The organism is Streptomyces sp. ISL-36, assembly GCF_018614205.1.
Classification (GTDB): domain Bacteria; phylum Actinomycetota; class Actinomycetes; order Streptomycetales; family Streptomycetaceae; genus Streptomyces.
The window spans coordinates 40,929-66,736 of the sequence record NZ_JAGGOS010000113.1 but is presented as its reverse complement, the minus strand read 5'-3'; the positions used below and the strand labels follow the sequence as shown (position 1 = coordinate 66,736).

The window sequence follows — 25,808 nt, the reverse complement described above, 5'->3', positions numbered from 1 at the left end:
ACGGCGTCCCCCGCTCAGTGCTTCAGGATCTTGGACAGGAAGTCCTTGGCGCGCTCGCTGCGCGGGCTGGTGAAGAACTCCTCCGGCGTGCGGTCCTCGACGATGCGGCCGTCGGCCATGAAGACGACGCGGTGGGCGGCGGAGCGCGCGAAGCCCATCTCGTGGGTGACGACGACCATGGTCATGCCCTCGCGGGCCAGCTGCTGCATCACCTCCAGGACCTCGTTGATCATCTCGGGGTCGAGGGCGGAGGTCGGCTCGTCGAAGAGCAGCGCCTTGGGGTCCATGGCGAGGGCGCGGGCGATGGCGACGCGTTGTTGCTGTCCGCCGGAGAGCTGGGCGGGGAACTTGTCGGCGTGGGCGGCGAGGCCGACCCGGTCGAGGAGTTCACGGGAACGGTGGTCGGCGTCCTCGCGCTTGCGCTTGCGGACCTTGATCTGGGCGAGGGAGACATTGGCGAGGACGGTCTTGTGCGCGAAGAGGTTGAAGGACTGGAAGACCATGCCGACGTCGGCGCGGAGCCGGGCCAGCGCCTTCCCCTCCTCCGGGAGGGGCCGGCCGTCGATGACGATCTCACCCGACTCGACGGACTCCAGGCGGTTCACCGCCCGGCAGAGCGTCGACTTGCCCGACCCCGACGGGCCGATGACCACCACCACCTCTCCGCGGCCGACGGTGAGATTGATGCCCTGCAGGACGTGCAACGTGCCGTAGTGCTTGTTGACGTCTCGCAGCTCGATCAACGGATCGACGACGGCCATACGCTGCCCTGCCCCATTTCTCAGCTGTGTCGAGGTCAGCGCAAACTATCCACCACGAAAAGGGACTTCACGCCCGACACGCATAAAAGCGGCATAAGCCGTATTTACTGCGGAGGGGTGGCTGATCGTACGAACGGACGCCTCAGAATTCGGCGGCCTCCGCGTACACCTGGGACAGCTCCGGTGATCCGCTCACGGCCCAGTCGAGGCCGGCCTCGACCACGTTGATCTCCCGGCCCGAGGCGAGCCGGACCACCGGCTGCCCTCCGGGCCACACGTGCCAGCCGGCGCCCGGCACCGTCCGTACGATGACCGTGCCCAGATAGAGCCCGGCGTCGTTACCCAGCCAGGGCAGTTCCTCGGGGTCGTCGCGCCAGCGCGGGGGCAGCTGATCGATCGCCACCAGCGAGAGCGGGGTGTCGTCGAGCCTCACCCCGGCGGCCTGGGCCCTGGCGCGCAGCAGCTCGCACTCGGCGAGCAGTTCGCCCACGCCCTCGGGATCGCGGTCGAGGGCCGCGGCCAGAGGGGAGGGATCGGCCTCGTGCCGCTTGCGCCAGTTGTCCAGGAACGGGATGTTCATCCGACCAGCGTCGCACTGCACCCTCCCGTGGCACCACCCGGCGCGCGGAGATCGTCACGGACGCCCAGCGGGGCTGGATCGCCGCGCCCGGCAGGATCCGCGAAGCCCCTGACCGGCCCGGTACCGGGTGACGTACCGGCCGGTTCGGGCGGGCGGCGGTCCGGTCAGTTCGGGCGGGCGGCGTTCCAGCCCGTGAGTTCGGCCGGGCGGTTGGTGATGACCGCGTCGGCGCCGAGAGCGTCCAGCTCCCTCCACCGGGCCGGGCTGTCGACCGTCCACACCATCACGGCGACCCCGGCCGCGTGCAGGTCCTTCACCACGCCCGGGTGGGCGGACAGCTCGTCGGCGGACGGGTTGTACGCGCTCAGGCCGAGTTCCTCGGCGACCGCGACCGGGTCGGGGTCGAGCGTGGCACGCAGCAGGCCCAGCGGAAGTTCGGGGGCCAGTGCGCGGGTCTGCCGCAGCGCGTCCACGTCGAAACTCTGCACGAGCACCCGGTCGGCCATGCCGTGGTCCCGGACGAGCCGGACGATCCGGGCCACCTCGTCACGGCTGTGCCTGCCCTTGATCTCCAGGACCAGGTTCCCGCCGCGGACGCGCAGATCCTCCAACTGGGCGGCCAGGGTCGGGACCCGGGCGCCGGCGTAGACGGGTGAGAACCAGGAGCCCGCGTCGAGCGCGTCCAGCTGCGCGGCGGTCAGTCCGCGGACGGGCCCGGTGCCGTCGGTGGTGCGGTCGACCGTGGTGTCGTGGAGGACGTACGGCACACCGTCCCGGCTCGGCTGGACGTCGTTCTCGATCCACCGGGCGCCGCCCCGCCGGGCGACCTCGTCCGAGACCAGGGTGTTCTCGGGCGCGGCGGACGAAGCGCCGCGGTGGGCGATCACCGTCATCGCGGAGCCGGCCGGACGCATCAGGGCGTTCGCGGCGGTCCCGGAGCCCTTGCGGCCGTCCGCGGCACGCGCCGCGGCTTCGGCGCGCGGCGCCTCCCGGTCCGTCGCGCATGCGGTGGCGAGAGCGCACGAGGTCGCGAGAGCGAGCGCGACGGCGGCACGGCGGCGGCCCCGCCGCGGGGCGGCGGACGGGACGGGGGGCTCTGTCACGGACCACACCCTAAGGGGCGGTCCGCGACGCCGGCGCTCCGGCCCGACGACGTGCGGGAAGGGCTAGACGTCGAGGTCGACGACGACCGGTGCGTGGTCGGAGGCGCCCTTGCCCTTGCGCTCCTCGCGGTCGACGTAGCTGTCCTTGACGGCGTCGGCGAACGGCTTGTTGCCGTACACCAGGTCGATGCGCATGCCCCTGTTCTTCGGGAAGCAGAGCTGGCGGTAGTCCCAGTACGTGAAGGGGTGGTCGTACTTGAGGGGGCGCGGGACCACGTCCGTGAGGCCGGTCTCGCGCAGTCCGGCCAGTGCGGCGCGCTCGGGCGCGGTGACGTGGGTGGCGCCGTCGAAGACGCCGATGTCCCAGACGTCGTCGTCGGTCGGGGCGATGTTGTAGTCGCCGAGGACGGCGAAGGGCCGCCCGCCGGCGGCGTCCTCGGCCACGGCTGCCTGGAGCGCCTCCAGCCAGCGCAGCTTGTACGCGTAGTGCTCGTGGGCGACCTCGCGGCCGTTGGGCACGTACACCGACCAGACGCGGACCGGGCCGCAGGTCGCGGAGATCGCCCGCGGCTCCTGCACGCCTTCGTAGTCGGGACCGCCGGGCAGGCCCATGACCACGTCCTCGAGGCCGACCTTGGAGAGCAGGGCCACGCCGTTCCACCGTCCGGTGGCGTTCACGACCGACTCGTAACCCAGCTCGCGCAGCTCCTCGGTGGGGAACTGCTCAACCGTGCACTTGGTCTCCTGGAGGCACAGCACGTCCGTGCCGCTGCTCTCCAGCCAGGCGAGGAGACGGGGCAGCCGGGCAGTGATCGAATTGACGTTCCAGGTCGCGATGCGCATGCACGCAAGCCTAACGGCGGGGTGTGACAGTCGCGGTCGTGACGGTCACAGCTCGGTGGAGTCGCCCGGGGTCAGCCGGCTGTGGTCGGTACCGCCGAGGGCGCCGATCTGCCGGTCGTAGATGGGCCGGGCCAGGTCGGTGAGCAGGGCGTCGTGGACGTCGAAGGCCCGGCGCGGCTTGACCTCGCGTACGTAGTCGATGACCTCGGAGATCTTGTTCCAGGGGGCCATCACGGGCAGCATCAGCGTGTCCACGGGCTGCTCGGGGACGGTCAGCGCGTCGCCGGGGTGGAAGACGGCGCCGTCCACCAGGAAGCCGATGTTGGTGATCCGCGGAATGTCCGGGTGGATCACGGCGTGCAGTTCACCGTGCACCTGTACGTCGAAGCCGGCCACGGAGAAGGTGTCGCCGTGGCCGACGGTGTGGACGCGGCCGGGGAAGGCCGTGGACAGCTTCTCGGCGACGCTCCGCAGGGTCCAGATCTCGGCGGCCGGGTTGGCCTCCAGGCCCGCTCGCAGCCGGCCCTCGTCGAAGTGGTCGGGGTGCTCGTGGGTGACGAGCACCGCGTCGGCGCCGAGCGCGGAGTCCTCTTCACTGAAGCCACCGGGGTCGATGACGAGCGTACGGCCGTTCTTCTCCAGCCGGATGCAGGCGTGCGACTTCTTCGTCAGCTTCACAGGACTCCACCTCACGACGGTGCGGGCATGCCCGCCCAGGCTACGCCTGGGGTGTGGTCTCCTCCTTGATCACCCTGGCGACGACGCGCAGGGCGCTCTCGGCGGCGGGCAGCCCGCAGTAGACCGAGGTGTGCAGGACCACCTCGCCGATCTCGTCGGGGGTCAGCCCGTTGCGCAGGGCGGCGCGGGTGTGGTCGGCGAGGGCGTCGAGGTGACCGCCGGCGATCAGGGCCGTGAGGGTGATGCAGCTGCGGGTGCGGCGGTCGAGGCCGTCCCGGCTCCAGACCTCGCCCCAGGCGTAGCGGGTGACCAGCGACTGGAGGTCGGCGGCGAAGTCGTCCTGGAGGACCTGGTCGACGTGTGCGTCGCCGAGGATCTCGCGCCGCAGCTTCAGCCCGGTGTCGTACGGGTCCGGCCGGACGGCTCCGGCGGTCTGCGGGTCGGTCCCGGCGGGGGCGATCTCGGCGACCGGTACGACCGGGGCGGAGATGGGAGGCATGGGCGGGGCGGGCAGGGCGCTCTGGGTGTCGTGGACGATCCCGGCGAAGTGGTGCGTGAGCAGTTCGGTGACGGCGGCGGGCTGCTCGACGGGGGCGAGGTGCGAGGCGCCGGGGACGACTGCGAGCCGGGCGTCGGCTATGCCGGCGACCAGCGTGCGGGCCTCGGCCGGGCCGGTGACCTGGTCGTCGGAGCCGACGAGGACGAGGGCGGGAACGCCGATCCGGCCCAGGGCCTCACGGACGTCGAAGACGGCGAGCGCCTCGCAGGCGCCGATGTAGCAGCCGGGGTCGGTGGTGCGGACCATCTGCACGGCCCACTCGACGATCGCGGGCTGGGCGGCGGCGAAGCCGGGGGTGAACCACTGCTCGGGCGATGTACGGGCGATCGGTTCGAGACCGTTGGTACGGACGATCACGCCGCGCTGGCGGAACTCGTCGGCGCTGCCGAACCGGGGCGAGGTGGCGACCAGGGCCAGCGAGGCGACCCGGTGGGGGGCCCGCAGCGCGAGGTCGAGGCCGACCGCGCCGCCGATGGAGCAGCCCGCGTAGCCGAAGCGCTGGACGCCCAGCTCGTCGAGGGTGGCGAGCAGCCGGTCGCCGAGCTCGCCGACGGAGGTGAAGGGGCGGGCGGGGGCGCCGCCGTGGCCGGGCAGGTCGAAGCGGACGATGCGCCACTGGCGCGTGAGCTCGGGGATCTGCCGGTCCCACATGTGCCAGGTGGTACCCAGGGAGGGGCCCAGTACCAGGACTGGAGCGTCGTCTCGCCCGTCGACGCGGTATTGCAGGGTGTTCGGTGGTGTCTCGCTCACCCGCCAGACCCTCTCATGTGTCATGAAATCTCACATCGCCGGGTCGGGCCGTAGCGGTTCCTGTCCCCCTGACGACTCGAATGACGACTCGAACCGCTCCAGCGCGTCGGTGGTGGCACCGCTCACCGAGTGGGCGCTCGCCGCCCTCGACGAGGCCGTGCAGATCCACGGCAGGGAAGGGCTCGGTCAGGGGGTGGCGGTGGAGACGACGTACACCTGCGGGGCGGCCGGGTCGGAGAGGTCGACGGTGATGTCCTGGCTGGGCCGCGGCTTGTCCCGGCTGATGGAGGTGCCCGACCAGTCGTGGCCGGACGGGAAGTGCCAGCCGACGATGTCGGCGTCGCGTCCGCTGACCGTGACCTCGCCCGGCAGCAGCTGGGAGCGGCTGGAGCCGACCTCGTTCAGGAAGGCGTCGAGCCGGCCGGCGCTCGTCGTGAACTGGACGTACAGGCGGCTCGTCCGCCAGTTGCTGGTCTCGTAGTAGGCGACCGAGGAGCTGCCCGGCGGAATCGGGACCTCGAAGACGCGGCGCTTCATCTGGGAGGGCCAGTTCTCCCGCAGTCCCGTGGCCGAGGACTCGCGCTCCTTGTCGCGGCCGCTGTCGCGGCTCTGTCCGGCGGAGATCGCCAGATAGCCGGCGGGGATGCCGACGAGCAGCACGATGGTGATCGCCGTCAGCCACCGCCGGCCGATCATGTGCCGCCGGTCCTCCGGCAGCTTGCTCCCCTGCGGCTCGGGGGAGACGGTCTGGGTGGGGACGGTCTGGGTGGGGACGGTCATGACTGCGGGTCCTGGGTGGTGCGGGAGGGACGGCCTTCGGTGCCGCCCCGCAGGGCCTGGGCGTAGCGCTCGTACCGTTCGTAGCGCTCGAGACGGCGACGGTTGGCGCGGCGGAAGCGGCGGGCGACGAGCCGGGCGAGGTCGGCGGCTCCGACCATGCCGGCCTCGGGGCCGAGCTGCGCCTTGGCGATCCGGGCCTCGGGGCGGTAGCCGCGGCCGGTGAGGTGGCGCCGGAAGGCCTCGCGGGCGGGGCCGATCAGCAGGTCGTCGGCGGCGCTGACGCCTCCGCCGATGACGAAGCAGGACGGGTCGAGGGCGGCCGCGAGGTTGGCGATGCCGACGCCGAGCCACTGGCCGATGTCCTGGAAGAGTTCGACGCACATGGCGTCGCCCTCGCGGGCCAGTTCGGTGATGAGGGGGCCGGTGATGTCGGGGACGTTGCCCTTGACCCGCTCGATGATGTTGTACGCGACCGGGGAGTCGGCGGCGGCCAGCTCCCGAGCCTCGCGGACCAGGGCGTTGCCGGAGCTGTACTGCTCCCAGCAGCCGCGGTTTCCGCAGGGGCAGCGGTGACCGCCGGGGACGACCTGCATATGGCCGAACTCGCCGGCGACCCCGAACTTGCCGCGCTTGACCTGGCCGCCCTCCAGGATGGCCCCGCCGATGCCGGTGCCGAGCGTGATCATGACGAGGTGGTCCTCGCCGCGGCCGGCGCCGAAGCGCCACTCGGCCCAGGCGGCGGTGTTGGCGTCGTTGTCCACCATGACGGGGACGGCGAGCCGGGCCTGGAGGGCGTCGCGCAGCGGCTCGTTGCGCCAGGCGAGGTGCGGGGCGAAGAGGACGGTGGCCCGTTCGGCGTCCACCCAGCCGGCCGCGCCGATGCCGACGGCGTGCACGTCGTGCCGGTCGGAGAGGTCGAGGACGAGCTCGGTGATGGTGTCCTCGACGACCTTGGCGCTCTTGGACTTGTCCGGCGTCTCGGTCTTGATCTTCTCAAGGATGTTGCCGTCCGCGTCGACGACACCGGCCATCACCTTCGTACCGCCGATGTCGATGCCGACGGTGGGCACCCGCGGCGCGGTGAGGTGGGAGCGCCGTTCGCGGGTGCCGACGGTCCGCAGCACGGTGCTCCGGGAGGAGCCGCGCTGGGTGAGGTCGCGGTAGGTACTCATCGGCTCGATTCTGCCAGGTCGGGCGTGAGGGGGCCGTTACCACGGCTGTGGCGGGGCTACGGGGCCGAGGGGCGCTCCAGCTCGTGGCGCAGGTCCTCCAGCTCGCTGCCGCCGGCCATCTGCCGGGTCAACTCGTCGAGGGTGACCGAGTCCTTGGTGTGGCTGGCGGACATGACACCGCGCTTGAGCAGGATGAACCGGTCGCCGACGAGATAGGCGTGGTGCGGGTTGTGGGTGATGAGGACCACTCCGAGGCCCTGGTCACGGGCGGCGGCCACATACTTCAGGACCACTCCGGACTGCTTCACACCGAGGGCGGCGGTGGGCTCGTCGAGGACCAGGACCTTGGCGCCGAAGTGGACCGCGCGGGCGATGGCCACGCACTGGCGCTCACCGCCCGAGAGGGTGCCGATGGGCTGGTCGACGTCGCGCAGGTCGATGCCCATGCGCAGCAGCTCGGCGCGGGTCGTCTCGCGCATGAGCTCGACGTCGAGGCGTTTGAAGGGGCCGGCGCCCTTGGTGGGCTCGGAGCCGAGGAAGAAGTTCCGCCAGACCGGCATCAGGGGGACGACGGCCAGGTCCTGGTAGACGGTGGCGATGCCCAGGTCCAGGGCGTCGCGCGGGTTGGCGAGGGAGACGTCCTCGCCCTCGATGCGGAAGGCTCCGGCATCGTGCCGGTGCAGCCCAGCGATGATCTTGATGAGGGTGGACTTGCCGGCGCCGTTGTCGCCGAGGACGCAGGTGATCTCGCCGGCGTGGACCTCAAGGGAGACCCCTTCGAGGGCGCGGATGTTGCCGTAGTACTTGCTGACGTCGTCCAGCTCGACGAGGGCGGCCGCCGTCGTGGGTGCGGTCGTCATTTGGTGGCCTCCACGCGCTTGCGGATCCAGGCGTTCAGCAGGGTCGCCAGCAGGAGCATCGCGCCCAGGAAGAACTTGAACCAGTCCGGGTCCCACTCCGCGTACACGATGCCCTTGCCGGTCATGCCGAAGATGAACGCGCCGACCGCGGAGCCGATGGCGGAGCCGTACCCGCCGGTGATCAGACAGCCGCCGATCACCGCCGCGATGATGTAGATCAGCTCGTTGCCGACGCCCTCGCCGGACTGGACGACGTCGAACGAGAAGAGCAGGTGCTGGCCGGAGATCCAGGCGCAGAAGGCCACGCCCATGTAGAGCCCGATCTTCGTCCGGAAGACCGGGACGCCGACGGCGCGGGCGGCGTCGGCGCCGCCGCCGACGGCGAAGATCCAGTTGCCGAAGCGGGTGCGCAGCAGGATCCAGGTGGCGAGCGCGACCAGGCCGATCCACCACAGAATGGTGACCTTGAGGTCGACGCCACCGACGGTCAGCTGGGAGGCGAAGAGCTTCTTGGCGGAGGGGAAGCCCTCCATGTCGGCGATCGACTTGGTGGAGACCGTGCCGCTGATCAGCTTGGTGAAGCCGAGGTTCAGACCGGTCAGCATCAGGAAGGTGCCGAGGGTGATGATGAAGCTCGGCAGCTTGGTGCGGGTCAGCATGAAGCCGTTGAAGACGCCGATGGCGAGGGTGACGAGCAGCGAGACGCCGACGCCGACCCAGACGTTCGCCGTCATCTGGTAACTGAACATCGACGAGATGAGCGCCGAGCTGGTGACCAGGACACCGGCCGACAGATCGAACTCGCCGCCGATCATCAGCAGGGCGACGGGCACCGCCATGATGCCGATGGTGGAGGCGGCGTAGAGGACCGTGCCGAGGCTGGAGGCGCGCAGGAAGCTGTCGGCGACGATCGAGAAGAAGAGGAAGACGGCGACGGCGCCGACGATCGAGCCGAGTTCCGGGCGGGCGAGGAGTTTCTTCAGCGGGGAGGTGCGCAGCAGTCGCTCGTCGACGTGGTCGAGCTCCGCCGGTGCGGTGGAGCTCATCGGGTACCCCGCTCCGTGTAGCCCTTCAGCGCGGTGGCGTCGTCCTTGGTGATGATCTGGGGGCCGGTGAGGACGGCCTTGCCGCCGCCGAGGACGTCGGCGTTGTACTTGTACAGCCAGAGCAGGTCGATGGCCTCGTAGCCCTGGAGGTAGGGCTGCTGGTCGACGGCGAAGCCGAGGGTGCCGGCGCCGAGCGCGGTGGCGACCTTGGCGTTGAGGTCGAAGGTGTCGATCTCGGCCTCGGAGCCCGCTGTCTTCTTGGCCTGGACGGCCGCGTCGGCGAACGGCGCGCCGAGGGTGACGACGGCGTCGATGGCGGGGTCGGACTGGAGCTTGGCCTCGATGGAGGCCTGTACGTCGGGCATGTTGGTGCCGTCGACGTACAGGTTCTGCAGCTGTCCGCCGAAGGTCTTCTTGGCACCGGCGCAGCGCTGCTCGTGGCCGACGTTGCCCTGTTCGTGCAGGACGCAGAGGGCCTTCTTCCGGCCCCGCTTGTCCAGTTCGTCTCCGACGGCCTCGCCCGCGACGGTCTCGTCCTGGCCGATGTGGGTGAGCGCGCCGAAGGCCTTGGACTGCTCGGAGCCGGAGTTGACGGTGATCACCGGGATGCCGGCCTCGACCGCCTTCTCGACGGCCGCCTTCATGGCGTCGGGCTTGGCGAGGGTGACGACGAGCCCGTCGACGCCCTTGGCGATGTACGAGTCGATGAGCTGGGCCTGTGCCTGCCCCTCGTCGCTGTGGGCGTAGAGGAAGTTGATGTTGTCCTTGACGGCGGCCTGCTTCGCGCCGTTCTGGACGATGTCCCAGAAGGTGTCGCCGTCTCCCGAGTGGGTGACCATGGCGAAGGTCCATCTGGGAGTGTTCACGGCCGCCTTGCCCTGTGCCGCGGCCGCCTTTCGGGCGTCCTCGGCGCGCTTTCCGCCGGTGCTGCTGCACCCGGCCAGCGTGGCGGTGAGCGCCACCGCGAGCACGGCGCCGATCGCCGCGCGTACCCCTCCTGTCCGAACCCTGGTCACGAGGCCGTGCCCTCCTTTATGTCCTTCTGCGTGCATTGCAGTATCGGTCATAGGGGTTGCCCGGCCGGTCACCGGGGTTGTCGGGTCATGGCCGGACCAGTAGCTGGAACTCGAAGGAGTACCGCGAGGCCCGGTAGAGGTGGGAGCCGAACTCGACGGCGCGGCCGGTGTCGTCGAAGGTGGTGCGTTCCATCGTCAGCAGTGGGGCGCCCTCCTCCTCGGCGAGCAGTTCCGCCTCGGCCGCCGTGGCGGCCCGCGCGCCGACGGTCTGCCGGGCGCTGTGCAGAGTGATACCGGCGCCGCGCACGATCCGGTAGAGGCCGGTCGTCTCCAGTCGCGCGGTGTCCAGGTCGAGCAGGTCGGCCGGCAGATGGTTGCGCAGGTACGCCATCGGTTCGCCGTGCGCGGCCCGCAGCCGCTCCACGTACCGCACGTCGTCGCCCTCCGGTACGCCGAGGGCGGCGGCGACCGGGGCGGTCGCGGGTTCGACGCGGTTGACCAGGACGCGGGTGGCGGGGTGCTGGCCGGCCGCCTCCAGGTCGTCGTAGAGGCTGCTCAGCTCCAGCGGACGCCTCACCTGGCTGTACAGGACCTGGGTCCCGACGCCTCGGCGGCGGACCAGCAGCCCCTTGTCGACGAGGGACTGGATGGCCTGGCGGACGGTGGGGCGGGACAGTCCGAGGCGCGTGGCGAGGTCGATCTCGTTGCCGAGCAGGCTGCCCGGGGTGAGGGCGCCGTTCTCGATCGCCGCCTCCAGCTGCTGGGCGAGCTGGAAGTAGAGCGGAACCGGGCTGGTGCGGTCCACCGAGAACGGGGGGAGCGAGGCGGACGGCGACGGCTTGGACACGCTCGGAGCGTAGCCCGGGGAGATGATGACAGGAAGTGGTGAAGTCCGATTGTCCTGACAAACCTTGACAGGGTGCGGGTTCGGCACCACCTTGGGGCCATGCGCATCGGACTGATCGGAACGGGTCGTATCGGGGCCTTCCACGCGGGCGTGCTCGCCCGCCACCCGGAGGTCGAATCGCTGGTCGTGGCGGACGCGGACGCCACCCGGGCGGCCCAGGTGGGCGGGGCGATCGGCGCCACCGCGGCGCCCACCGTCGACGCCCTCCTCGATCACGCGCTCGACGCCGTCGTCATCGCCTCGGCCACCGCCGCCCACGCCGAACTCATCGCCCGCGCGGCCGGCGCCGGGCTGCCCGCCTTCTGTGAGAAGCCCATCGCCCTGGACGTGCCCGGCACGCTCGCCGCCCTGCGGGCGGTGGAGACCGCGGGCACCGAGCTCCAGCTGGGGTTCATGCGCCGCTTCGACGCCGGGTACGTGGCCGCCCGCGAGGCCGTACGGGCGGGCCGGCTCGGCCGCCTGCACACCGTACGGGCGGCGACCTCCGACCCAGCGCCGCCGCCCGCCGCGTATCTGCCGCTCTCCGGCGGCCTCTTCCGGGACTGCCTGGTGCACGACTTCGACATCCTGCGCTGGGTGACCGGGCGCGAGGTGGTCGAGGTGTACGCGACCGGCTCGGCCGCGGGCCCGGCGATGTTCCGCGAGGCAGGCGACGTCGACACGGCCGCCGCGGTGCTCACCCTGGACGACGGCACGCTGGCGACGGCGACGGCGACGCGGTGCAACGGGGCCGGTTACGACGTACGGATGGAACTGGCCGGCGAGCAGGACCAGATCACCGTCGGTCTGGACGACCGCACCCCGCTCACCTCGGTGGAGGCGACCGGCCCGGGCGCCCCGGTCAAACCCTGGCCGGGGTTTCTGGAGCGGTTCGCCCCCGCGTACGAGGCGGAACTGGACGCGTTCGTCCGGATGGTGCGTGGCGGGAGCGCCAACCCGTGCGACGGCCGGGAGGCCCTGGAGGCGCTGCGGGTCGCGGAGGCGTGCGAGCGCTCGCGCCGCGAGCACCGCCCGGTCGCCCTGTCCGAGATCCCGTCGGCGCCCTGAGGCGGGGCCCCGCTTCAGGTCTCCGACCAGGCGGGCCCGCTTCAGGCCTCGGACCGAGGCAGGGGCCCCGCCTCGGGCCTCGGACCGAGGCGGGCCCGCTTCGCGCGTCGGACCGAGGAAGGGGCCCGCCTCAGGTGTCGGCCGACAGCACCGTCCCCTGGGCCACCGCGCACAGGGTCTCGGCCCCTTCCTCGTCCCTCGTCAGCAGATCGCACCGCACCACCGCCTGGCGCCGGCCCGCGTGGACCACCTCCGCGCGGGCGACCAGCGTGCGGCCCCGCGCGGGGCGCACGTACTGGATCGAGAAGCCGGCCGTCAGGACGGCCGCGCCCAGCGCCGCGCCCGCCGCGAAGGTGAGGGCGTTGTCGGCGGCGTAGGAGAGCACACCGCCGTGCGCGAATCCGTTCTGCTGCCGGAGCTCCTCGCGGAGGTCCACCTCGAGGACCGCCGCTCCCCCGCCGAAGGCGGTGATCCGGGCGCCGACCAGCCGGCTGAACGGCTGGGCCTCCAGGACCTTCCGCGCGAGATCGAGATCGAGATCGAGATCGAGATCGACACGGCGGGAGGCGTCACCGGACGGGTCGCGGGACGGGTCGGTCATGGGATCACCATCTGACGGGAAGGCGGCGGACACCGCGCATGAGCATGCCGGGCAGCCAGTCCAACGTGCCGGCGTCCGGGCCGAGTTCCAGCCGGGGGAAGCGTTCCAGAAGGGTCGCGATCGCGATGCGGGCTTCCAGCCGGGCGAGCGGGGCGCCCAGGCAGTAGTGGATGCCGTGCCCGAAGGCCAGATGGCCGCGCGGGTCCCTGCGGATGTCGAAGCGGTCGGGGTCGGGGAAGCGTGCGGGGTCCCGGTCGCCCGAGGCGAGGGAGACGAGGACCGGTTCGTACGCGGGGAGGAGCGTCTCCCCGATCCGTACGGGCTCCCGGGTGAACCGGAAGGTCGCGTTCTCCACCGGCCCCTCCCAGCGCAGCGTCTCCTCGACCACGGCGTCGAGCAGTCCGGCGTCGGCTCGGAGCGCGGCGAGTTGGCCGGGATGGGTGAGCAGCGCCCGTACGGCGTTGGTGATGAGGTTGACGGTGGTCTCGTGTCCCGCGATGAGCAGGAGGTAGGCGAGCGCGCGCAGCTCGGCCAGGGAGAGCCGGTCGCCGTCCTCGGCGCGGGCGGTGATCAGGTCGGAGAGGAGGTCGTCGGTGGGACCGGCGGCGCGCTTGTCCTCGATGAGCGCGTCGAGGTAGTCGGCGAGGCCCTCGATCGCCGCGGCCTCGGGGCCGGCTCCGGTCGGGGCGACGATCGCGCTGGTCCAGGCCCGGAAGGTGTCGCGGTCGGCTGTGGGGATGCCGAGGAGTTCGCAGATGACGGTGATGGGCAGCGGGAAGGCGAAGGAGTCGACCAGATCGGCGTGACGGGCCGGCGCCATCGCGTCGGCGAGTTCGCCCGTGAGTCGCCGGAGGCGGGGCCGCAGGCTCTCCACCCGCCGGCCGGTGAACTGTCCCGCGACGAGTCTGCGCAGACGGGTGTGGTCGGGTGGGTCGAGGACGAGCAGGTTGGGCCCGATGACCCGCTCGTCCAGCATGGTCATGCCGACGACGGACGGCGACTTGGACAGCCGCGGGTCGGCCAGGGCGGCGCGTGCCTCCTCGTGACCGACGACCAGCCACAGCTCGTCGCCGTCCGCGGTGCGTACCCGGTGGACGGGACCGGCCTCGCGCATCTTCGCGTAGTACGGATATGGGTTCGCGGTGAAGTCCGCGCCGTACTCCCCCAGTTCGATGACGGACATCAGCCCACCCTACGGTGTGCCGTCGTCCTCCAGCAGACCGGCGTCGTGGACGAGCAGAGCGATCTGGACACGGTTGTTGAGGCCGAGCTTGGCCAGGACGCGCGAGACGTGGGTCTTGACGGTCGGCACGCTCATGTAGAGGGAGGCGGCGATCTCGGCGTTGGAGTGGCCGCGGCCGACGGCGAGCGCGACCTCCCGTTCCCGGTGGGCGAGTTCGGCGAGGCGGTCGGCGGCGGTGGCCCGCCGGGGCTGTTCCTGATGTCCGGCGACATGGCTCATCAGCTGGCGCGTCACGGCCGGGGAGAGCACGGGGTCCCCGGCCGCCACCCTGCGGACGGAGGCGACGATCTCGGCGGGCGGGGTGTCCTTGAGGACGAAGCCCGCCGCCCCGGCGCGCAGGGCCCGCAGGACCTGCTCGTCGGCGTGGAAGGTGGTGAGGACGACGACGTCGGGGGCGTCGGGGCGGGCCCGGAGCCGCTCGGTGGCGGTGAGGCCGTCGACGTACGGCATCCGGATGTCCATCAGGACGACGTCGGGGGCGTGCCGGTCGACGAGTTCGGGGACGTCCCGGCCGTCGGCCCCCTCGCCGACGATCTCGATGTCCTCGGCGCCGCCGAGCATGAACGTGAGGCCCGCGCGGACCAGGGGGTCGTCGTCGACGATGAGCAGCCGGATGGTCATGAGGGCCACGGTAGCCAGGCGTGCACGGCGAAACCGCCGTCGGGGGCGGGTCCGTGCTCCAGCCTGCCACCGGCGAGGGTGGCGCGTTCGGTGAGTCCGATGAGGCCCTGGCCGGATCCCGGCACGTGCGGGACGGGGCCGGTGGACGCCGGGTTGTGGACGTCGACGGTCAGTCCGTCGCCGGGGCGGCCGCGCACGGTGACGGTGACCTCGGTGCCGGGGGCGTGCTTACGGGCGTTGGTGAGGCCCTCCTGCGCGATGCGGTAGACCGTGCGGCCGATGGCGGCGGGGACGGCCGGCGCGTCGTCGCCGGTGCCGAGGTCGAGGTCGAGGTCGAGGACCACCTTCGTGCCCGCCCGGCGGGACTCGGCGACCAGTGCGTCGAGGGTGGCCAGGGTGGGCTGGGGCCGGTCGCCCTCGGCTCCCTCGCCGGGGGCGCGGAGCACGCCGATGATCTCCCGCAGGTCCTGGAGCGCTTCGTGGGCGCTGTCCCGGATGACGCCGGCGGCGCGCGCGACCTGGGCCGGGGGTGCGTCGGGCCGGAATTCGAGGGCGCCGGCGTGGACGCTGAGCAGGGTGAGCCGGTGGGCGAGGACGTCGTGCATCTCGCGGGCGATGGCCTCCCGGGCGAGCCGCTGGGCCTGCTCGGCGCGCAGCTCGGCCTCCGCCTCGGCCCGGTGGGCGCGTTCGCGCAGCGCCTCGACGAGCTGCCGCCGGGAGCGTACGAGCATGCCCCACGCGGTCACCAGCAGGGTCAGGACGATGCCGATCACGACGGCCACGGCCGGGTGGAGGGACGGGTCGGGGCGCAGGAAGACCTGGGCCGTGGAGGAGGCCACGGCGATCCCGCCGATGATCGCGGTCTCCCGGAAGGGCCGGCGGACGGCGACGCCGAAGAGAGCGGCGAGGGCCGCCCCGCCGGCGACCGGCGCGACCGTGCTGACCACGGTGAGGACGACCGCGACGGCGACGGGCCGACGACGGCGGAGCCAGAGGGCGGAGCAGGCGGCGGCGCCGACTATCTGGTCGGCGAAGGCGACGGCGTCGCTGTTGAGCTGGTCGGTGGTCTCGGCGGCGAGCAGGCCGACGAAGGCGGCGAGGAGGAAGAGGAGGGTGTCGACGACCCAGTCGCGTACGGTGCGCCGCGGCCGACGGCCCGGGGGGCTGTCGGCCGGGGTGTCGGCCATGGCCGAGGGAAGCAGCCAGGCGTGGCGGTCCGTACGTGTCATCCCACCAAATTACGCAGGTGAGGGGCGCGCGGCGGGCGGTGGACGGGTGGAAGCTACCAAAGTCGCGCGACGGAAGACTTCGGTCGCTCCGCGATGTCCGGTGGACCGACGCGGGCCACGGGCCGGACGGACGATGCTCGGTGCATGAAGAAGTTTCTGGAGATCCTGGGTGTCGTGGTGCTCATCGGGGGCGTCTCGGGGGTGCTGCGCGAGCTGACCGGCTGGTTCCCCTTCATGGGCTTCACCCGGTTCCTGACGGAGAACGTGTGGTTCCTCGACGGCAAGGAACTGTTCGCGAACATCGTGATCGCGGTGCTCGGTTTCGTGGTCCTGATCGTCGCGGACCGGGTGAAGCAGGCGTAGGGGTGTCGTGGGCCTAGTAGATGACAGGAGCCGGAGAGGGCTTCATCCCGAGTGGACGGTCGGCGAAGGCGTTCTCCGAGTCGACCGCGTAGCAGACATTGACGCTCGAGTCCCCGAGCGTCGTGTCGACGAAGCGCTGGACGTCCTCCAGGGACTTCGTCTCCCAGAGGCACGTCACGACGGATCCGTCGACGTGCGGGTAGAACTGCAGAACTCGGGTGCCGTCGGGTGCCCCCGTGCCGCTCATGAGGGAGCGGCCTCGGGGGAAGGCGGTCTCCGGGTTCACGATCTTGTGCTGTGCCACGACGTACATGGGGTCCTCCTCGGTCGCTGTCGTCCCGTTGGGATGATTCGACGCTAGGCGTGCGGAGGTGGACGCCGCATCGCGCACATTCACCACACCGTGGTGGACGGGATGGTCATTCCTGACCATGCGGCTGCGGCCGGACGAGGCCGCGTTCCAGCGCGAAGGTGCTTGCCGCCGTCCGCGAGGAGACACCCAGTTTGCCGAAGATGTTCTGCAGGTGCCGGGCGACCGTGTGCTCGCTGATCACCAGGGCGGCGGCGATCTGCCGATTGCTCGCGCCGCTGACCACCTGGCGGAGCACGTCCAGCTCACGTGCCGAGAGACCGTATGTCTTCATGTCCGGCCTGCCATGAGCGAGGGAATCGACGTCGACGAGGTCGGGCCCGGCCTCGAGCTCCGCGAACACCGCGCGAGCCGCCTGGAGCTCCAGGGCAGCCGTGTCGTCGTCGCCGAGCGAGCGACAGGCGCGTGCCACGAGGACACGCGCCCGGGCGGCTTCGTACGGCGCCTCGAGCTCCTGCCACGCGTGCCAGGCCCGTCGTGCCGCGGTGAGAGCGGCGGCGGCGTCGCCCTTCGCCGACGCCACGGAGGCGACGCTGTACGCCGCCGCGGCGCGAAGCACGTCGCTGTCCTGGTGCTCGGCGATCGTCGCGAGCTGTTGGGCAGCCGTGGCGGCGTCGTCGACGTCGCCCTCGGGCCCGGCCAGCATGATCTCGACGTACGCCGGAAGGAGGGCGGCTCGCTCCAGTTCCCGGGTGTGCTCGGACACGGCACGCCGGATCGTCGCCGCCGCGGCCTCGCCGTTGCCCTGCGCCAGGCGCAGCAGCGCGAACCCCGGCTGAGGCTCGAACCCGCAGCGGTTGGCATCCCGGTAGGCGGTCTCGGCCTCGGCCGCGCGGCCCTGCAGGCGGTGGATCTCACCCTGGCGGTAGAACGCCTGCCCGCGGGCGATCTGGTTCAGCACACCCTGGGTGAAGCGTTCGGAAGCTTGACGGGCCTCGTCGAGCGCGGCGGGCCAGGCGCCGCCGTACTGCATCACCTCGGCCCGATGCACCAGGCACAGGCCGTTGTGCGCGACCATCTGCGGCTGACGGTCGCACCACCGGGTCAGGGCCTCCGTCCACTCCCGCTCATGGCGCAGCGCGTACAGCTCCCGGCAGAAGACAATGGTGTTGCAGTAGAGGATGCCGGTGACGATCGGCGACAGCGCACCGGACTCGACGATCACGAGCGCCTCGTCCACCAGGCGCAGGCCCTCGTGGATGCGGCCCAGGTTCACCAGGGCCCGGCCCTGGTCGTCGCGGGCCAGCCACATCAGGTCCGCGTCGCCGAACCGCTCCCCGATCTCGGCGGCCACGGCCGCCGTCGCGTGGCCTGACTGCCAGTCACCCTCAGCCATCTGGCCCAGCCACACGGGAATGAGCAGATAACCCCGTTCGACGCAGTCGCGCCCGTCGGCCTTCAGGAGGCGCGCACCGACGGAGAACCAGCCGCTCGCCTTGGTGCTGTGCCCCCGGAACAACATGCTGTGACCGATCCAGACCGCGCAGCGGACGGCTCGGGGTACGTCGCCGGAGTCCAGCCACCGCACATGGGCGCGCTCCAGTGCGGCTGCGTACTCCTCGTCGAGCCCGAGCATGTAGGCGGCCCGGGCCAGCAGCTCCACGTCGTCGGGACCCAGCGGTGTGGCTTCGTCGGCGGCACGGAGGCTCACATAGGCGTCGTGCCAGGCCCTGGCGGCATAGCGCGCACGGCCTCGGACGAGATCGGTACTGGTGTCCACGGAGCGATTATCGACCCGCCGCACACGGCTCCCGGGGAAGCGCTCCAGCGCGTCCGGCGGACGCGGCCCGTACGCCCCCTGGGTTCTGTCGTCGGCAAGGTGAATCACCCAAGAACATCGACACTTCCGGGTGTCGAGAATGCGGCACCGGCTCCGTCCCAGGGGTACCAGTAGCCAGAACGGACTGCGCGACGGAGAAGGAGCACCCCGTGACGATTCAGCGGATGGACAACGTAGGCATCGTCGTCGACGACCTGGAGGCTGCCATCGCCTTCTTCACCGAGCTCGGCATGGAGCTGGAAGGCGAAGCGCAGATCGAGGGAGTCTGGGCAGACCGGACGGTCGGCCTCGACGGGGTCCGCAGCGCCATCGCGATGATGCGCACCCCGGACGGCCACGGCAAGCTGGAGCTGACGAAGTTCCACACCCCCGCGGCGATCACCGCCGGACCGCTCGACCCGCCACCCAACACTCTGGGCCTGCACCGTGTCATGTTCGCCGTCGACGACATCGACGACACGATCACCCGCCTGCGCCGCCATGGCGCCGAACTCCTCGGCGAGGTGGCCCAGTACGAGAACATCTACCGACTCTGCAACCTCCGCGGCCCCTCGGGAATCATCGTCGCTCTGGCCGAACGGATCGGCTAGGTTCTGTCTCTTCGGTCCAAGAGACGCGCGCTAGGCCTTGGCCTCGTTCAGGCGGGTGACCTCGGCGAGGTGTTCGGCCATGCGGTGGGAGACGGAGCCGCTGGTGTAGAGGACGGCGCCGATGACGGAGAAGGGCACCGATACGCCGAGGACGGCGAGGAGTTCGGGCCAGTCGCGCTCCTCCACACAGCTGCTGTCGCTGTTGTGGAGGCTCTCGCTCGTGAACCGGGAGACGCACTCGCGGCTGGACTCCCCGGCCTCGTACGGCGTGAGGAGCAGGACGGCGAACCAGATCCACATCAGGCCGGCCACGGCGAGCAGGCCGAGTCCCCAGCCCTGGGTGCGCCGGGCGCGGGCGCGGAAGTCTATGTCGTACGGCAGTGAACGCATGGGCCAAGAACCTATCGGTCGCCCTCGTCGGCGGCGCGACGGCCCCAAGTCGTGCCCGCGAGGACGAGGACGGCGCCCGCGATGCCGAGGGCTCCCGGGCGGTCGCCGGCGAGCGCGATACCGGCCGCCGCGGCCCAGAGCGGCTCCGTGCCGAGGAGGAGGCTGACCCGGGACGGGGACGTGCGGCGCACCGCCCACATCTGCACGAAGAAGGCGAAGAGCGTGCAGAAGACGGAGAGGAAGACGAGTCCCGCCCACTCGCGCGGGCCGAAGTCGAGCGCCACCGACCACGGTGAGGCACCCGTGCCGGGGACGGTCGCGAGCAGGGCGAAGACCGCGACCGCGGAGCCGAGTTGGACGGTGGTGAGGGAGAGCGAGTCGGCGCTGCGCACCGCCTTGATCCGGGACATCGCCAGGACGTGGACGGTACGGGCGAGGGCTGCGAGCAGCATCAGCAGATCGCCGAGGGACGGGGTGGTGAACCCGCCGCCCTGGGTCAGTAGCACCACACCCCCCACGGAGAGAGCCGCGGCGGCGAGGAAGGCCCGGGGCGGGCTGGTGCGGGTGACGGCGGCTTCGGCGAGCGGGGTGAAGATCATGGTGAGGCTGATGATCAGGCCCGCGTTGGTGGCGGAGGTGTGGACGACCCCGTAGGTCTCCAGGAGGAAGATCCCGCTGAGGACCAGGCCGAGGACGCCGGCGCCGCGCCACTGGGCGGGTTCGAGCGCCCGCAGTCTGCTCCATCCGGCGACGACGAGGACGGGCAGGACGACGGCGAAGCGCAGGACCAGGACCGCGACGACGGTGTGGGTGGTGGTGATGCCCTTGGCCGCGAGATAGCTGGCGCCCCAGACGACGGCGACGAGGAGCACCGGGAGGTCGGTGAGCCAGGCGCGGCGCGGGGCGCGAAGGGGTACGGAAGGGGCGATCGGGGACGCGGCGGTCATGGCGGGGGCCTGCTCCAACTCGTCGTACGGGGTGGAGGCTTCGGCGGCTCGCACGCGGATTGCTCACCGTACCGGGACGGGCGCGTGGTGGCTACACCTTTCCGTCGGGCATGTGTGCGTCCCGTAACCCGTCCACCCCGCCGCCCTTCCGCTACTGGTAGGTGCCGTACGCCGGGCGGCCCGCCAGCTCGTAGGTGTGGATCGCGATGCCGGAGCCCGTCGTCCGTGCCCCCGCATGGCGGAACGCGGTGGGTCGGGCCCCGTCGGCGAAGAGGCGTCGGCCCGTGCCGAGGACGACGGGGAAGACGAGCAGGTGGAGCGTGTCGATCAGGTCGTGCGCCATCAGGGACCGGGCGAGGCCGGCGCTGCCGTGCATCTGCACCTCGCCGGCGGTCCGCTCCTTGAGCGCGGTGACCTCCTTGGCCAGGTCCGCGCCGAGGACGGTCGTTCCCGACCAGTCGGCCGACGTCAGGGTGGTCGAGGCGACGTACTTCGGAAGGGCGTTGAGCTTCGAGGCGATCGGGTCGGCGGGGTCGGTCTGCTTCGGCCAGTAGTTCGCGAAGATCTCGTAGGTGCGGCGGCCGAGCAGGAAGGCGGCCGGTCGGTCGAAGACCTCGGTCATGAAGCGGCCGAAGTCCTCGTCCCCGTACGGCACGGACCAGCCGCCGTGCTCGAATCCGCCGCTGGTGTCCTCGTCGGGGCCGCCGGGCGCCTGGTGGACGCCGTCGAGGGTCACGAACTGGGTGAGGCTGAGTTTGCCCATGGAGCTGTGCCTTTCGGTTCGGCCGGGTGTCCCCCGGTCCATCGTGTCTCACAAGCTCCGACTCCACCGCCCGGCGGAGTCATCGGTGTCCGTTTCCCGCCAGCGGTCGGTTCACCCGAGGACTTTCATTGAACCCGCAACCACTCAGCACTTCTTACGGAGGTTCGGGATGTCCACGATGAACGGCAAGGCGGTTCTGGTGACGGGCGGCAGCCGCGGGATCGGCGCGGCCACGGCTCTTCGGCTGGCGCGTGAGGGCGCGGACGTGGCCTTCACCTATGTACGGGGCGAGGCGGAGGCGAAGGAGCTCGCGGCGCTGATCGAGGCGACCGGACGCAAGGCCCTGCCGCTGCGGGCCGACGCGGCGGACGCCGGGGACGCGGCGGGCGCGGTGGAGTGGGCGGCGGACGCGCTCGGCCGGCTCGACGTGCTGGTCAACAACGTGGGGCTCGGCGTGCTCGGTCCGCTGGAGAGCCTGAGCCTCGCGGATGTGGACCGGGTGCTCGCGGTGAACGTGCGGGCGGCCTTCCTCGCCTCGCAGGCGGCGGCCGCGCGGTTCGGGAGCGGCGGACGGATCATCACGATCGGTACGTGCATGACGGCTCGGGTCCCGGGCCCCGGCGGCACGCTGTACACGCTGAGCAAGGCGGCCCTGATCGGTCTGAACAAGGCTCTCGCACGGGAGCTGGGCGAGCGGGGCATCACCGCGAACATCGTCCACCCGGGCCCGGTCGACACCGACATGAACCCGGCGGACGGGCCGTACGCGCAGGGCCAGGCGGCCATGACCGCGCTGGGCCGCTTCGGCGCCCCGGACGAGGTCGCCGCGATGGTGGCGTTCCTGGCGGGCCCGGATGCGGCGTACGTGACGGGCGCGGAGTTCTCGGTGGACGGCGGCCACGCGGCCTAACACCGAGCCCGACGGGCGAGTGAACCGAAGGGCGCGCCGGGGGAACAGCCCTGAGCGCGCGCAGGCCCGCGAGGAACGAGCGGGCCGAGCACGGTCGGGGCTGCGAGCCCGGCTCAAGCGCCCGGAGGTGAACCGAGCCCAAAAAGAAAGAGGGGGTCGCGAGGGCGCACCGGTGCTGTCGGGCCGGTGCGCCCTCGCGGGCCGGGCGGGGTGTCGTGGCCCGCCCAGTTCGTGGTTACCCGCCCAGCTCCTGGTGGCGGGCGGTCAGGCGGGCCGAGCCCGCCTCGGTGAGGGAGCCGAAGAGACGGAGGCGCGAGATGCCGCCGTCGGGGTAGATGTCGATCCGGACGCGGGAGCCGACCGCCGGGGTGTCGAGCACGAAGCGGTGGTTGGTGTCCGGCTGGAGCCGGGTCCTGGGCAGGATCTCGGTCCAGTCCTCGGAGCCCTCGGCCGCCACGGACAGCGCCGCCCACCCCGCGCTGTTCCCCTTCAGGTACGCCGTGTCGATCTCGACGGCGCGGATCTCGGACTCGGCCACCAGCTGGTAGCGGATCCAGTCGTTGCCCTTGTCGCGGCGGCGGCGGGTCTCCCAGCCGTCGTCCATCTTGTGGGAGCGGCCCGGCTGGATGGTGTTGGTCGCGGGCGAGTAGAAGCGGTCCGAGGCGTCCTCGACCTGGCCGCCGTTCTCCAGCGCGGCGAGGTCGAAGGTGCCGAGGACGCCGAGCCACTTCGGATCCGGGGCCACCTCGCCGTACACCCGCAGCCGGGCGATGCCGCCGTCCGGGTGCTGGTTGACGCGCAGGTGCGTGAAGCGCTGCTCGACGTCGACGGCGAAGCCGTTGGCGGCGTGGCCACCGATGGCGGTGCGCGGGACGAGGGTGGTCCACTTCACGTCGTCGGCGAGGAGCTCCTCCGGGGAGGGCGAACCGGCCACCGAGGTGGCCTCGACGGAGACGGCCTGCGGGTAGTTGCCGCGGAAGTGGGCGGTGTCGATCACGATGCCGCGGACGACACCGGGGGCGCCGAGGCGTACCAGCGCCCAGTCGTGGTCGGCCTCGGTCGGGTGCGGCTGCTGGGCGGAGACACCACGGCGGCGGCGGGTCTCCCAGCCGTCCATGATCTTGCCCTTGTGCCCGAAGTGCTCGGGGTCGAACTCCGCGGCCTGCGGCTTGAGCATGTTCTCGCGCTCGGCGAAGAACTCGTCGTTGGCGGCGATCACGCCCGCGCCGAGGCGGCGGTCGGCCAGGTCCGCGTACTGCGTGAAGGGGAACTCCGCGGTGCGGTAGTCCGCGTACGGGTCGCCGCCGCCGTAGGGGCTGGCGTCACCGGTGAAGGAGGGTATGCCGGTCACGGGTCAGTTGTTCCTTTCGAGGAGGCGGCCGGAGGGCTCGGCCAGGGTGCCGCGGTCGGCGATACGCTCTCCGCGCAGCCAGGTGGACGTCACGACGCCGTGCAGGGTCTTGCCCGCGTACGCGGTGACCCGGTTGCGGTGCTCCAGCTCGGCGGGGTCGACGGTGAAGGTCGCCTCCGGGTCGAGGACCGCGAAGTCGGCGTCGCGGCCGGCCTCGATCGCGCCCTTCTTGTCGAGGCCCGCGAGGCGGGCGGGGCCTTCGGACATCCAGCGGGCGACGTCCTCGAGGTCGCGGCCGCGGCGGCGCGCCTCGGTCCAGATGGCCGGCAGGCCGAGCTGGAGGGAGGAGATGCCGCCCCAGGCGGAGGCGAAGTCGGGGGTCTTGAGGTCGGCGGTGGAGGGCGAGTGGTCGGAGACGATGCAGTCGATCGTCCCGTCGGCGAGCCCCTCCCAGAGGGCGTCCTGGTTGGACGCCTCGCGGATCGGCGGACAGCACTTGAACTCGGTGGCGCCGTCCGGGACCTCCTCGGCGGTGAGGGTGAGGAAGTGCGGGCAGGACTCGACCGTGATCTTGACGCCCTCGGCCTTCGCGGCGGCGATCAGCGGCAGCGCGTCCGAGGAGGACAGGTGCAGCACGTGGACGCGGGCGTTCAGGCGACGGGCCTGGTTGATCAGGTTCTCGATGGCGGTGTTCTCGGCGTCGCGGGGCCGGGAGGCGAGGAAGTCGGCATACTTCTCGCCCTTCCGCTGGGGCGCGGCGGCCAGGTGGTGCGGGTCCTCGGCGTGCACGATCATCAGGCCGCCGAAGCCGGCGATCTCGGCGAGGGAGGTGGCGAGCTGCTCCTGGTCGAGCGCGGGGAACTCGTCCACCCCGGACGGCGACAGGAAGCACTTGAAGCCGAAGACACCGGCGTCGTGCAGCGGCCGCAGGTCCTTGACGTTGTCGGGCAGTGCGCCACCCCAGAAGCCGACGTCGATGTGCGCCTTGGTGCGGGCGACGTCCTGCTTGATCCGCAGGTGCTCGACGGTGGTCGTCGGCGGCAGCGAGTTCAGCGGCATGTCGATGAGGGTGGTGATGCCACCGGCGGCGGCCGCGCGGGTGGCGGTCCAGAAGCCCTCCCACTCGGTGCGCCCGGGGTCGTTCACATGGACGTGGGTGTCGACGAGCCCGGGGAGCACGACGTCGTCACCGACGTCCTCCAGCCGCGCACCGGCCGGAACCTCGGCGTCGTGCGGCAGCACCGCGGCGATGGTCCCGCCGGAGACGGCGATCGACGCGGGGCGCGTCCCCTCGGGGGTGATGACGCGTGTCGAGCGCAGTACCAGGTTGACGTCCACCCGTACCCCTTCTTTTTCACCCAGCAGAAATTCAACGAACTGTTGAAGGAGTCTTCACTCAGGACGACATGTCGTCAAGGGCACACTTTCAGGATGGCGCCGTTGGGCCGGGTCGCCACCGGCCCTCTTGGACGTTTCCATGAAGTGGAATGGAAATTTCGTACAGTAGAACGTAGCTCCGCACATGCGGGGAGGAGGCGGACTGCGCCGGGCAGCCGCCGACACCGGACAAACACCCCCCTGACCGGCCCGTACGCCGGGACCGGGGCCGTGTGCCGGGCCGGACGGCCCGGTAGGCTGCTGCCTTGCCCGCCTGCCCCGAAAGGACCTTGACGTGCCGACGTCCAGCGCCAGCACCACCGACGCCGCCAAGCCCGCCGCCGCGAGCGGTGGCGTCCAGTCCCTCGAGCGTGCCTTCGATCTCCTGGAGCGGATGGCCGACGCCGGGGGCGAGGTCGGGCTGAGCGAGCTCTCCGCCAGCAGCGGGCTGCCGCTGCCCACCATCCACCGGCTGATGCGCACCCTCGTGGCCTGCGGCTACGTTCGCCAGCAGTCCAACCGCCGGTACGCGCTCGGCCCCCGGCTGATCCGCCTCGGCGAGTCCGCGTCCCGGCTCCTTGGCACCTGGGCCCGCCCGTACCTCGCGCGGCTGGTCGAGGAGACGGGCGAGACGGCGAACATGGCGCTGCTCGACGGTGACGAGATCGTGTACGTCGCCCAGGTCCCGTCCAAGCACTCGATGCGCATGTTCACCGAGGTCGGCCGGCGGGTGCTGCCGCACTCCACGGGCGTGGGCAAGGCGCTGCTCGCGTACACGCCGGCGGAGGAGGTGCGCGCGCTGCTCGCCCGTACGGGCATGCCGGCCGCGACCGAGAAGACGATCACCACCCCCGAGGGCTTCCTGGACGCGCTCGCGCTGGTGCGCGACGCGGGCTACGCGGTCGACGACAACGAGCAGGAGATAGGGGTCCGCTGCCTCGCGGTGTCGGTCCCCAACTCCCCCACCGCGGCGGCCATCTCGATCTCCGGCCCGGCGGGCCGCGTGACGGAGGCGGCGACGGAGAAGATCGTCCCGATCCTCCAGGAGGTCGCCCAGGAACTGTCGACGGCCCTCGCGAACACGGCGGGCAACGGCAACGGACAGGGCTGAGCATCACCCCACAGCCATGAGGCCGGGGTCGAGGCGGCGTGGGAGCCGCCTCGACCCCGG

General features: G+C 71.6%; 28 protein-coding genes. 5 read left to right on the top strand and 23 right to left on the bottom strand.

The features are described from left to right. Nucleotides 1–14 precede the first annotated feature (14 nt). From J7E93_RS27290 to J7E93_RS27235, 12 genes are all read right to left on the bottom strand, one after another. The gene (locus J7E93_RS27290; protein WP_285440963.1) at nt 15–761 is read right to left on the bottom strand and encodes an amino acid ABC transporter ATP-binding protein; all 747 of its coding nucleotides are present in this window, start codon (nt 759–761) and stop codon (nt 15–17) included. Between the two features lie 142 nt (nt 762–903). Continuing rightward, the gene (locus J7E93_RS27285) at nt 904–1,341 is read right to left on the bottom strand and encodes a DUF6278 family protein (RefSeq protein WP_215072611.1); all 438 of its coding nucleotides are present in this window, start codon (nt 1,339–1,341) and stop codon (nt 904–906) included. Nucleotides 1,342–1,505: 164 nt separating this feature from the next. Continuing rightward, complete coding sequence (locus tag J7E93_RS27280; RefSeq protein WP_308368801.1) at nt 1,506–2,444, bottom strand: glycerophosphodiester phosphodiesterase family protein; 939 nt, start codon at nt 2,442–2,444, stop codon at nt 1,506–1,508. Nucleotides 2,445–2,507: 63 nt separating this feature from the next. Continuing rightward, nucleotides 2,508–3,287: an exodeoxyribonuclease III gene (locus J7E93_RS27275; RefSeq protein ID WP_215072610.1), complete on the bottom strand. Its 780-nt coding sequence runs from the start codon at nt 3,285–3,287 to the stop codon at nt 2,508–2,510. Between the two features lie 45 nt (nt 3,288–3,332). Then, a complete protein-coding gene (locus tag J7E93_RS27270; RefSeq protein ID WP_215072609.1) occupies nt 3,333–3,965 on the bottom strand; it encodes an MBL fold metallo-hydrolase in 633 nt (210 codons plus the stop codon). Nucleotides 3,966–4,005: 40 nt separating this feature from the next. Continuing rightward, nucleotides 4,006–5,298, bottom strand: a complete 1,293-nt coding sequence (locus J7E93_RS27265; protein WP_215072608.1) for an alpha/beta fold hydrolase — start codon at nt 5,296–5,298, stop codon at nt 4,006–4,008. A 162-nt stretch (nt 5,299–5,460) separates the two neighbouring features. Next, nucleotides 5,461–6,054 carry a hypothetical protein gene (locus J7E93_RS27260; protein ID WP_215072607.1) on the bottom strand — a complete coding sequence of 198 codons (594 nt, stop codon included), beginning with the start codon at nt 6,052–6,054 and terminating at the stop codon, nt 5,461–5,463. Then, nucleotides 6,051–7,226, bottom strand: a complete 1,176-nt coding sequence (locus tag J7E93_RS27255; protein WP_215072606.1) for an ROK family glucokinase — start codon at nt 7,224–7,226, stop codon at nt 6,051–6,053. Before J7E93_RS27255 ends, J7E93_RS27260 begins: the two co-directional genes overlap by 4 nt. Nucleotides 7,227–7,282: 56 nt before the next feature. Next, nucleotides 7,283–8,086 (bottom strand): ATP-binding cassette domain-containing protein, encoded by an 804-nt coding sequence (locus tag J7E93_RS27250; RefSeq protein WP_215072605.1) that lies wholly within the window; start codon nt 8,084–8,086, stop codon nt 7,283–7,285. Continuing rightward, nucleotides 8,083–9,132: an ABC transporter permease gene (locus tag J7E93_RS27245; protein WP_215072604.1), complete on the bottom strand. Its 1,050-nt coding sequence runs from the start codon at nt 9,130–9,132 to the stop codon at nt 8,083–8,085. The genes J7E93_RS27250 and J7E93_RS27245 overlap by 4 nt, the downstream gene beginning before the upstream one ends. Further along, nucleotides 9,129–10,112 carry a sugar ABC transporter substrate-binding protein gene (locus J7E93_RS27240; RefSeq protein ID WP_215072632.1) on the bottom strand — a complete coding sequence of 328 codons (984 nt, stop codon included), beginning with the start codon at nt 10,110–10,112 and terminating at the stop codon, nt 9,129–9,131. Before J7E93_RS27240 ends, J7E93_RS27245 begins: the two co-directional genes overlap by 4 nt. A gap of 121 nt (nt 10,113–10,233) precedes the next feature. Beyond that, on the bottom strand, nt 10,234–10,953 hold the full coding sequence (locus J7E93_RS27235) for a GntR family transcriptional regulator (protein ID WP_215072631.1): 720 nt from the start codon (nt 10,951–10,953) through the stop codon (nt 10,234–10,236). A gap of 141 nt (nt 10,954–11,094) precedes the next feature. Between J7E93_RS27235 and J7E93_RS27230 the strand changes: the two genes are divergently transcribed. Further along, on the top strand, nt 11,095–12,102 hold the full coding sequence (locus tag J7E93_RS27230; protein WP_215072603.1) for a Gfo/Idh/MocA family oxidoreductase: 1,008 nt from the start codon (nt 11,095–11,097) through the stop codon (nt 12,100–12,102). A 130-nt stretch (nt 12,103–12,232) separates the two neighbouring features. Here the strand turns inward: J7E93_RS27230 and J7E93_RS27225 are convergent, their stop codons facing one another. Genes J7E93_RS27225 through J7E93_RS27210 form a run of 4 tightly spaced genes read right to left on the bottom strand, consistent with a single transcriptional unit; the run spans nt 12,233 to nt 15,796 of the window. After that, nucleotides 12,233–12,703, bottom strand: coding sequence for a PaaI family thioesterase (locus tag J7E93_RS27225; protein ID WP_215072602.1), 471 nt, complete (start codon nt 12,701–12,703; stop codon nt 12,233–12,235). Between the two features lie 4 nt (nt 12,704–12,707). Next, entirely contained in the window at nt 12,708–13,886 is a 1,179-nt protein-coding gene (locus tag J7E93_RS27220; RefSeq protein WP_215072601.1) for a cytochrome P450, read from the bottom strand. A 9-nt stretch (nt 13,887–13,895) separates the two neighbouring features. After that, nucleotides 13,896–14,567, bottom strand: a complete 672-nt coding sequence (locus J7E93_RS27215; protein ID WP_215072600.1) for a response regulator transcription factor — start codon at nt 14,565–14,567, stop codon at nt 13,896–13,898. Further along, a complete protein-coding gene (locus J7E93_RS27210; protein WP_215072599.1) occupies nt 14,564–15,796 on the bottom strand; it encodes a sensor histidine kinase in 1,233 nt (410 codons plus the stop codon). The genes J7E93_RS27215 and J7E93_RS27210 overlap by 4 nt, the downstream gene beginning before the upstream one ends. A 144-nt stretch (nt 15,797–15,940) precedes the next feature. On the opposite strand from J7E93_RS27210, the gene J7E93_RS27205 reads away from it, so the two are divergent. Then, nucleotides 15,941–16,159, top strand: a complete 219-nt coding sequence (locus tag J7E93_RS27205) for a hypothetical protein (RefSeq protein ID WP_215072598.1) — start codon at nt 15,941–15,943, stop codon at nt 16,157–16,159. Nucleotides 16,160–16,172: 13 nt separating this feature from the next. Here the strand turns inward: J7E93_RS27205 and J7E93_RS27200 are convergent, their stop codons facing one another. Further along, nucleotides 16,173–16,472 (bottom strand): hypothetical protein, encoded by a 300-nt coding sequence (locus J7E93_RS27200; protein WP_215072597.1) that lies wholly within the window; start codon nt 16,470–16,472, stop codon nt 16,173–16,175. Nucleotides 16,473–16,578: 106 nt separating this feature from the next. Further along, entirely contained in the window at nt 16,579–18,249 is a 1,671-nt protein-coding gene (locus tag J7E93_RS38165) for a helix-turn-helix transcriptional regulator (protein ID WP_215072596.1), read from the bottom strand. Between the two features lie 209 nt (nt 18,250–18,458). On the opposite strand from J7E93_RS38165, the gene J7E93_RS27190 reads away from it, so the two are divergent. Next, a complete protein-coding gene (locus J7E93_RS27190) occupies nt 18,459–18,899 on the top strand; it encodes a VOC family protein (RefSeq protein ID WP_308368800.1) in 441 nt (146 codons plus the stop codon). A gap of 30 nt (nt 18,900–18,929) precedes the next feature. Here J7E93_RS27190 and J7E93_RS27185 read toward each other — a convergent pair whose 3' ends face one another. The 3 genes from J7E93_RS27185 to J7E93_RS27175 form a co-directional block, all read right to left on the bottom strand. Further along, the gene (locus J7E93_RS27185) at nt 18,930–19,289 is read right to left on the bottom strand and encodes a hypothetical protein (RefSeq protein WP_215072595.1); all 360 of its coding nucleotides are present in this window, start codon (nt 19,287–19,289) and stop codon (nt 18,930–18,932) included. A gap of 11 nt (nt 19,290–19,300) precedes the next feature. Beyond that, nucleotides 19,301–20,236 (bottom strand): DMT family transporter, encoded by a 936-nt coding sequence (locus J7E93_RS27180; protein ID WP_215072629.1) that lies wholly within the window; start codon nt 20,234–20,236, stop codon nt 19,301–19,303. Between the two features lie 151 nt (nt 20,237–20,387). Continuing rightward, nucleotides 20,388–20,999, bottom strand: a complete 612-nt coding sequence (locus tag J7E93_RS27175) for a dihydrofolate reductase family protein (RefSeq protein ID WP_215072594.1) — start codon at nt 20,997–20,999, stop codon at nt 20,388–20,390. A gap of 169 nt (nt 21,000–21,168) precedes the next feature. Between J7E93_RS27175 and J7E93_RS27170 the strand changes: the two genes are divergently transcribed. Further along, entirely contained in the window at nt 21,169–21,909 is a 741-nt protein-coding gene (locus J7E93_RS27170; RefSeq protein ID WP_215072593.1) for an SDR family NAD(P)-dependent oxidoreductase, read from the top strand. A 235-nt stretch (nt 21,910–22,144) separates the two neighbouring features. On the opposite strand, the gene alc is transcribed toward J7E93_RS27170, so the two are convergent. Further along, nucleotides 22,145–23,260 carry an allantoicase gene (gene alc / locus J7E93_RS27165; RefSeq protein WP_215072592.1) on the bottom strand — a complete coding sequence of 372 codons (1,116 nt, stop codon included), beginning with the start codon at nt 23,258–23,260 and terminating at the stop codon, nt 22,145–22,147. Between the two features lie 3 nt (nt 23,261–23,263). Further along, nucleotides 23,264–24,598, bottom strand: coding sequence for an allantoinase AllB (allB, locus tag J7E93_RS27160; protein WP_215072591.1), 1,335 nt, complete (start codon nt 24,596–24,598; stop codon nt 23,264–23,266). Between the two features lie 334 nt (nt 24,599–24,932). Between allB and J7E93_RS27155 the strand changes: the two genes are divergently transcribed. Further along, on the top strand, nt 24,933–25,748 hold the full coding sequence (locus J7E93_RS27155) for an IclR family transcriptional regulator (RefSeq protein ID WP_215072590.1): 816 nt from the start codon (nt 24,933–24,935) through the stop codon (nt 25,746–25,748). Nucleotides 25,749–25,808: the final 60 nt, after the last annotated feature.

Bases quoted from the DNA above. Each gene is read 5' to 3' on its own strand.
- J7E93_RS27290 (WP_285440963.1), bottom strand. From the start codon at position 761: ATGGCCGTCGTCGATCCGTTGATCGAGCTGCGAGACGTCAACAAGCAC.
- J7E93_RS27285 (WP_215072611.1), bottom strand. From the start codon at position 1,341: ATGAACATCCCGTTCCTGGACAACTGGCGCAAGCGGCACGAGGCCGAT.
- J7E93_RS27275 (WP_215072610.1), bottom strand. From the start codon at position 3,287: ATGCGCATCGCGACCTGGAACGTCAATTCGATCACTGCCCGGCTGCCC.
- J7E93_RS27265 (WP_215072608.1), bottom strand. From the start codon at position 5,298: ATGACACATGAGAGGGTCTGGCGGGTGAGCGAGACACCACCGAACACC.
- J7E93_RS27260 (WP_215072607.1), bottom strand. From the start codon at position 6,054: ATGACCGTCCCCACCCAGACCGTCCCCACCCAGACCGTCTCCCCCGAG.
- J7E93_RS27255 (WP_215072606.1), bottom strand. From the start codon at position 7,226: ATGAGTACCTACCGCGACCTCACCCAGCGCGGCTCCTCCCGGAGCACC.
- J7E93_RS27250 (WP_215072605.1), bottom strand. From the start codon at position 8,086: ATGACGACCGCACCCACGACGGCGGCCGCCCTCGTCGAGCTGGACGAC.
- J7E93_RS27245 (WP_215072604.1), bottom strand. From the start codon at position 9,132: ATGAGCTCCACCGCACCGGCGGAGCTCGACCACGTCGACGAGCGACTG.
- J7E93_RS27230 (WP_215072603.1), top strand. From the start codon at position 11,095: ATGCGCATCGGACTGATCGGAACGGGTCGTATCGGGGCCTTCCACGCG.
- J7E93_RS27225 (WP_215072602.1), bottom strand. From the start codon at position 12,703: ATGACCGACCCGTCCCGCGACCCGTCCGGTGACGCCTCCCGCCGTGTC.
- J7E93_RS27220 (WP_215072601.1), bottom strand. From the start codon at position 13,886: ATGTCCGTCATCGAACTGGGGGAGTACGGCGCGGACTTCACCGCGAAC.
- J7E93_RS27215 (WP_215072600.1), bottom strand. From the start codon at position 14,567: ATGACCATCCGGCTGCTCATCGTCGACGACGACCCCCTGGTCCGCGCG.
- J7E93_RS27210 (WP_215072599.1), bottom strand. From the start codon at position 15,796: ATGACACGTACGGACCGCCACGCCTGGCTGCTTCCCTCGGCCATGGCC.
- J7E93_RS27205 (WP_215072598.1), top strand. From the start codon at position 15,941: ATGAAGAAGTTTCTGGAGATCCTGGGTGTCGTGGTGCTCATCGGGGGC.
- J7E93_RS27200 (WP_215072597.1), bottom strand. From the start codon at position 16,472: ATGTACGTCGTGGCACAGCACAAGATCGTGAACCCGGAGACCGCCTTC.
- J7E93_RS27185 (WP_215072595.1), bottom strand. From the start codon at position 19,289: ATGCGTTCACTGCCGTACGACATAGACTTCCGCGCCCGCGCCCGGCGC.
- J7E93_RS27180 (WP_215072629.1), bottom strand. From the start codon at position 20,236: ATGACCGCCGCGTCCCCGATCGCCCCTTCCGTACCCCTTCGCGCCCCG.
- J7E93_RS27175 (WP_215072594.1), bottom strand. From the start codon at position 20,999: ATGGGCAAACTCAGCCTCACCCAGTTCGTGACCCTCGACGGCGTCCAC.
- J7E93_RS27170 (WP_215072593.1), top strand. From the start codon at position 21,169: ATGTCCACGATGAACGGCAAGGCGGTTCTGGTGACGGGCGGCAGCCGC.